Here is a 201-nt window from a genome sequence, read left to right as displayed (position 1 = left end):
ACTGTGCTTCGTCCAGGCCATCGACGTCCGTCACCAGCAGCGTGCCGGTGTCGGTCAGGTTCGGGTTCGACGCATCTTCCGTCACCGCACCCTTGTCCTTGCCGCTCACTTCGGCGCCGTCATTGGTACCGGTGATCGTCACCACGATGTCGTGCGTCGTCCCGTCCACCGTCTTCACGGTGAAGGTCTCGACCTTCGTCT

At 62.7% G+C, this 201-nt stretch carries 1 protein-coding gene; it reads right to left on the bottom strand.

The annotated features are described in order from the left end of the window. Positions 1-201: VCBS domain-containing protein (locus tag ACLIIZ_RS21220; protein WP_416695712.1), on the bottom strand; the 201-nt coding region annotated here is incomplete at both ends.

The sequence above is a fragment of the Azonexus caeni genome, assembly GCF_048146105.1.
In the GTDB taxonomy this organism is placed as follows: domain Bacteria; phylum Pseudomonadota; class Gammaproteobacteria; order Burkholderiales; family Rhodocyclaceae; genus Azonexus; species Azonexus aromaticus_B.
Note: the sequence above shows the minus strand (reverse complement) of the source record. Positions and strands in the feature narration are given on the sequence as shown.